6 protein-coding genes are annotated in these 6,232 nt (G+C 39.0%); all 6 read left to right on the top strand.

Features of this window, described 5'->3' with window-relative positions:
• Positions 1 to 216: ATP-binding protein (locus H280_RS0119070; RefSeq protein ID WP_020060315.1), on the top strand; the 216-nt coding region annotated here is incomplete at its 5' end.
• Positions 217 to 394: 178 nt separating this feature from the next.
• Positions 395 to 1,063 carry a response regulator transcription factor gene (locus tag H280_RS0119065; RefSeq protein WP_020062731.1) on the top strand — a complete coding sequence of 223 codons (669 nt, stop codon included), beginning with the start codon at positions 395 to 397 and terminating at the stop codon, positions 1,061 to 1,063.
• 10 nt (positions 1,064 to 1,073) lie between these two features.
• A complete protein-coding gene (locus H280_RS0119060) occupies positions 1,074 to 2,504 on the top strand; it encodes a sensor histidine kinase (protein ID WP_020062730.1) in 1,431 nt (476 codons plus the stop codon).
• A gap of 66 nt (positions 2,505 to 2,570) precedes the next feature.
• Positions 2,571 to 3,353 carry a DUF3919 family protein gene (locus tag H280_RS0119055; protein ID WP_020062729.1) on the top strand — a complete coding sequence of 261 codons (783 nt, stop codon included), beginning with the start codon at positions 2,571 to 2,573 and terminating at the stop codon, positions 3,351 to 3,353.
• Positions 3,350 to 4,384, top strand: a complete 1,035-nt coding sequence (locus tag H280_RS0119050) for an ABC transporter substrate-binding protein (RefSeq protein ID WP_020062728.1) — start codon at positions 3,350 to 3,352, stop codon at positions 4,382 to 4,384. Before H280_RS0119055 ends, H280_RS0119050 begins: the two co-directional genes overlap by 4 nt.
• 19 nt (positions 4,385 to 4,403) lie before the next feature.
• Positions 4,404 to 5,744, top strand: a complete 1,341-nt coding sequence (locus tag H280_RS0119045; RefSeq protein ID WP_020062727.1) for an MFS transporter — start codon at positions 4,404 to 4,406, stop codon at positions 5,742 to 5,744.
• Positions 5,745 to 6,232 lie beyond the last annotated feature (488 nt).

The following is a 6,232-nucleotide window of genomic DNA, read 5'->3' as shown; positions in this document are numbered from 1 at the left end:
CAACGAGAAGCGAATTTGTTTTTCCAGCTTATTAATCATTTGTATGAACGAAGTTCAATCATTTTAACATCGAATAAAAACCCAGAAGAATGGAGTCATTTGATGGGGGATCAAGGTATTACAACAGCAATCTTGGATCGTTTATTGCATCGTGTGGAAGTTATCCATATGGATGGAGACAGTTATCGTATGAAGAATAGGCAAAGCTTATTTTAAGCAGAATTGTAAAATGAAACTTAGCAGAAAGTGTAAAATTCGTCTTGACGGTTACAGCCCTGACCGCTTCTACGCGCGGCCAGTCCCTCTCGCCCATTTTAAAAAATGCTTTTCTGCCCTTTTTCATAAGGTAACTGAGTAGTTACATTTTGTATATAGCTTCGAAAGGAGGAACACCATGAAAATACTCGTAGTCGATGATGAAGCTAGCATTTGCAATTTAATTCGGATGCAGTTAGAGATGGAAGGGTATGAAGTACTTACAGCGGCAAGTGGAAATGAGGCGCTGCAAAGATGGGAAGAGAAGCCGGATGTACTAATTTTAGATGTGATGCTTCCTGATATAGATGGTTATGAACTTCTTCGGTTGTTTCGGGAAAGGGATCGCGATATTCCCGTGTTAATGTTAACAGCGAAGAGTCAGATGAATGATAAGTTACTTGGTTTGCAGCTCGGCGCTGATGATTATGTGACGAAGCCTTTTCATTATGCAGAGTTGCTTTTGCGTGTGAAAAATATGACGCGGCGTGTGCAGAAGAAGGAAATGATTCATCATGAGGTGATTCGAACCGGTGAGTTTGTCATTTGTCCAAAGGAACGAAAGCTGCATGTGAATGGAGTAGAAATTCATTTGACGTACCGCGAGTTTAATTTATGTCAGTTGTTTGTGGTGAATCCTCAGCGTGTCTTTATGAGGGATGAGTTGTTAGAGAAAGTATGGGGTTTTGAATATATCGGCAATACGAGAGCGGTTGATATTATGGTGCAGCGTCTGCGGAAGAAGCTTGGGAGTAGCGGAGAGAGTATTAAAACAATTTATGGCGTTGGCTATAAGTTAGATTGTTAAAGGTGATGGGATGTCGTTAAAACGAAATATGGTGCTTGGTATAGTAGGGTTATTGATTCCTATTTTGTTTCTTCTTTATATGGTAATTTATATTACCCTTGAAAAGAATATGTACCGGAATGCGGCAAGTTCGCTAGAGAAGTTAAGTGTGGAAGCGCAAATTTATACGATGAATTATTTAGAGAAGGAAGCAGAAGTGGAGACGCTTAGGCCCAATTCGTTATTAATTGCTTCTTATTTAGCAAAACGGATGGACGTCCGTGTCCAGATGATTGGGAAGAACGGAGAAATTGTGGCAGATACGCAAAAAGGGGCACTATTATATCGGAATGTCGATATTGAACGTTCACTGCAAGGGAAGAAGGCTTATGTTGTGGAAAATGGTGATCCAGCTCCGCTTTTATTGTTTTCGAGTCCCGTCTATTACGGTAATGAAGTGATTGGGGCTATCCGGTTTGTAGATGAACTGTGTGATGAGAAGGAAGTGTTGATGAATGTGAGCTGGACATTTGTCGTAACATCAATTTGTTTAGTGGCAGCGGGTATTTTCTTTGCGATTCGTTTGGCGAGGTCGCTTCATAAGCCGATTGATCAATTAAGACAAATGGCAAGGCGTCTTGCGAATGGTGATTATAAAAGCAAAATTGAGTTAACAGAGTATGTGGAAATTGCGCAGTTGTCGGCTTCTTTTAATGCGATGGCCGATGCAATTGAGCTGCATATGACGCAATTAAAAGAAGAGAAGGAGAAGCAGAAAGATTTCTTGGACCGGATTACACATGAGTTGAAAACACCGCTTACTGCCATTATTGGTTATGTCGATTTAATTCCAAAACTGCAGCGGGAGCGAGATGTGAAGGAAAGTCTTCATTATGTTTCGGTAGAGAGTCAGCGGTTACTCTCTTTAGTGGAGGAGCTCTTGCAATCTTCGAAGTATGGAACGAGTACGTTTGAAGTGTCACCGACGATTGTGGATATAAAGCAAATTGTGGATGAAGTTGTTTCGATTGTGAAGCCGCGTTTGCAGCAATATGAGATCAAGGTTGTAAATGAATTGTATTCTACATATGTTGTGGCTGATTTTGATAAGACGAAGCAGATTTTCTTAAATGTATTTGATAATACAATTAAATATAGTGATGCTTCCCAGTTAAGGATAAGTACGGTTATAAATGAACAGGAAGCAAAGCTGCTCATTTATGATGATGGAATTGGAATGGACGAAGAGGTACTTGCAGAATGGAATCGTTCTTCTCATGGGAAAGTGTTATCTTCTAGTTACGGGAACGGATACGGTTTGTTCATTTGTAAGGAGATTATGAGTAAGCAAGGAGGAAGCATGCGGATTGAAAGCAGTGAGAATATGGGAACGATGGTATATATCACATTTCTGTTACCTCGGTATATGGAAGATATAAAACACTTGAAAGCGATTAAATGATACATTTATGAAACATTTATGCGATATTTTCGAAACAACGTTTTTTTATCTTGGAGGTAGGCAGAAATGAAAAGGCTATCATTTCAAGTGTTCTTGTTTGTCTGTTGTATGATGTGTTTTGTCCTTTTGTTTTATTTCATTGAGGGGCAGTTGTACAACCGCGTCACAATTGTAAATGACAAGCAAGCAGTTTTAAAAGGAGCAAATGAATCTGTTCCTACTGAAGTAAGAGTAAAGCATGAAAAGTGGGGAGAAGTAGTTGTGACAGACGAAGTTCGTCTGCATGCGATTATCTCATTTTTTGATCGGATTCGAATGGAAAAGAATCAGACAGATGCCGGAGAGAAAGTATTTACTGGAGAAATAACGTACTTGAACGGGCATAAGCGTACGTTCGCAGTAGGTGATTTGTTTCAGTATGGGGCAGATGTGTACGGAAAGAACGGTACAGATCCAATGATCTCCGCGTTTCAAACGTATTTGTTAAGTCTATATTATACGCCCGAGAGAATTAGTGATTTCTTTGCCCATGCAAAGGAAGTGGTTGTGCGGCAAGGGGATAATATGCGTGCTGCCAATTTGGATCCGATACTTACGCGAATCCGGCAAGCGAAGCAAATTACGGATTATGCAGAAATTCAAAATTTGCTGTATGCGCAGAAAAATCCAATCGCTTATATAACCGCCTATCAAAATGGAAAACAAATAGAGAATAGACGCGAGGATATTCTCACGATTTCTGTATATAGAGATTACTTTATTGTTCAATATCTCGGCGATAATAATGGAAATGTTATGTATATGAAAGGCTCCCTAGCATCGTTATTTGTAAAGGAGAATGTTTCGTGAAAAAGATAGCCTTTTTCTTCTTTTTGCTAGTAATTGGAGGAACGATGTCTAGTTGTTCTCGAGATACTACCACTATTAAATATGATAAGAGCGGCCTTCCGATTTTAAAAGACCGTCATCTCGTTGCTTATGTAGCAGCCCGTGAAGAGGTTGGCGAGGCATTGTTATCGTCTTTTTGCAAGCCGCGCGGGTGTACGTATGAATTTATTCGTCTTTCTACAGAGGAAATGTTAAGAAGAGTAGAAGAGGAAGCCGATAATCCAAAGGCAGATGTGATTATTGGGGGCACATTCGATGCTCATCAAACGATGAAGCGAAAGAATATTTCGGTTCCTGTTATAAGTCAGCATGCCAATAACATTTCAAAAGCCTTAAAGGATCAAGATGGCTATTGGTATGGCTATGAAGTAGAACAGCTTGCGATCGCTATTAATAAAGAGCGATGGAAACAGGAAATGGAACCGCTTGGCCTTTCGTATCCGTTAGAATGGCAAGATTTATTACATCCTGCTTATGCCGGAAAAATTGTCATACCTGATCCGAATGTATCAGGAACAGCGTATACGCTGTTTCAATCACTGATCGATACGTTTGGAAAAGAAGAGGCAAACAATTATGTGCTCGGGCTTGCCAAACAAGTTGCAAAGGTAACGGTTAATGGGTATATGCCCGCGGAATATGTTGCAAGCGGCGAAGCGATCATCGGCATTAATTTCTTAGGAGACCAGCGTATGCTGCAAAAGCAAGGTTTTCCGATTGTAAGTAAGGTACCAAGGCAAACAGGGTTATCTGTGAATGCGATTTCTAAAATACAACATGCACCGAGTGGCATTATAGCGGATTTATTTATTGATTATTGTTTATCAGAAGAAGCGGGGCATATTTTAGAAAAAGTTTCATTTGGCGTACCAACGATGCTTACAAATCGGCAGCAAGAAGTGCAAGGTCAGCCGGTTGGAAATATGAATCAGTCAGTATCAGGTAGTGGAATCATCGAGTTATGGAATAGACAACGTCTCTCTCAAAAGTGAAAAAAGGAGAAGAGATAATATGTTTAATTGGCTTAAGCCTGCACCAGCAATCGAGCGGTTGCCAGCGAATATGATTGACAAATTATACAAAATACTACGTCTTCGTGTGTTACTTGGAATCTCGGTTGGATATGCATCGTATTATTTAGTTCGTAGTAACTTTACGTTATCTAGTACGTACTTAATGAAAGAATATGGTTTTACTACAACGGATATTGGTTTACTAGGTTCCGTTGTGGCGATTGTGTATGGACTAAGTAAGTTCTTTATGGGAAATTTATCAGATAAAGCATATGCGCAGCGCTTTATAGCGGTTGGGTTGTTTATATCAGCAATTATAAATATTTGTTTTGGTTTTGTATCTTCATTTGGCATGATTTTAACATTATTAGTGTTAAATAATGTTTTCCAAGGTATGGGGGCTCCGCCTTGTAGTACCGTAATGACAAAGTGGTTCTCGAAGAAAGAGCGCGGTACGAAAACAGGACTTTGGAATATTTCACATAACATCGGTGCGATGCTTGTACCACCGATTGTTGGAATTGGTTTTGGTATTTTTGGTGAAAGTCATTGGCAATCCGCTGTGTTTATCTTCCCGGCGATCATTGCAATGGTGATTTCAATTCTTATGTGGATCAATGCGAAAGATACACCAGAATCTGTCGGTCTTCCACCAATTGATGAATATCGCAATGATTATGAAGATCTTGAGAAGGCAGACAATGTTAGCAAAATGTCACCAAAAGAAATTTTGATGAAATATGTAGTGAAAAATAAATTTGTTTGGTATTTATGTATTGCGAATGCATTTGTATATTTAATTCGTTTCGGTGTAATTAACTGGGTACCAATTTATTTAACAACAGTTAAAGGATTTACAAAAACAGAAGCACATGCAGCGTTCTCAATCTTTGAAGTTATGGCAATTCCAAGTTCATTAATCGTTGGTTTGTTAAGTGATAAGTTATTCAAAGGAAAACGTATGTCACTATGTGTGTTTAGTATGGTTGGTGTTGTTATTGGAACGTTCGTATACTGGCAAGCATCTAACATACTTGTTGTGAGTGCGGCAGTTTCGATTATTGGTTGCTTAATCTATGTACCACAATTTTTAATTGGTTTAAGTGCAATGGAATTAGTACCAAAATTCGCAGTAGGTACAACAGTAGGTATGTGCGGCTTGTTCGGTTATTTAGGAGGAAGCCTTGTTGCAAACGCAGCGATTGGTGTTATCGTTGATCGCTCTGGTTGGGACGGCTGTTTCATTCTATTAATAGCCGGTGGTATTTTATCTACTGTATTCTTATTCATCGTTCAATTTGGACATGAAAGAAAAGAGTCTAAGAAGAAACTAGCTTAATGATTTTGGAGAAGGGGATCTATCAATTGATAGGTTCTCTTTTTTAATCAAACGTTTGTTTAAATTATATATAAATACAAGTTGACTTTTTAACATCTAAGTCGCTGCTATGCAGAACGAAACATGGCCGCTACTTGTTGTCTATCTTTGTTTTAAACTTTGCATGTGGCAGGAAAAGGAACTGACCGCTTCTATGCATGGCCAGTTGCTCTCGCCCACCGGAAAAGAAAAGGGTTTTTATGTTAGTTTTTCGATTTTCATCTATATATTCCCCCTCGTAGATTGCTGTTATGCAGAAAAAAATGACCTACACTCGCTAAGAATATTGAAAGAGTTCATCAAAAAGAAAAAGAAGATAACTCCCTATTGTATGTAGGGGATTATCTTCTTTTTGATTTCTGTATATGGATATGTTACTGACTCAGAGTGGGCACTTTTGTAGAAGCTTCGCACTCACTTTCTCCTTTTGTTTTAAACCTCGCATGTGG

The sequence above is a fragment of the Bacillus sp. 123MFChir2 genome (genome assembly GCF_000383235.1).
Classification (GTDB): Bacteria; Bacillota; Bacilli; order Bacillales; family Bacillaceae_G; genus Bacillus_A.
This window is presented reverse-complemented; position numbering and strand designations above follow the sequence as displayed.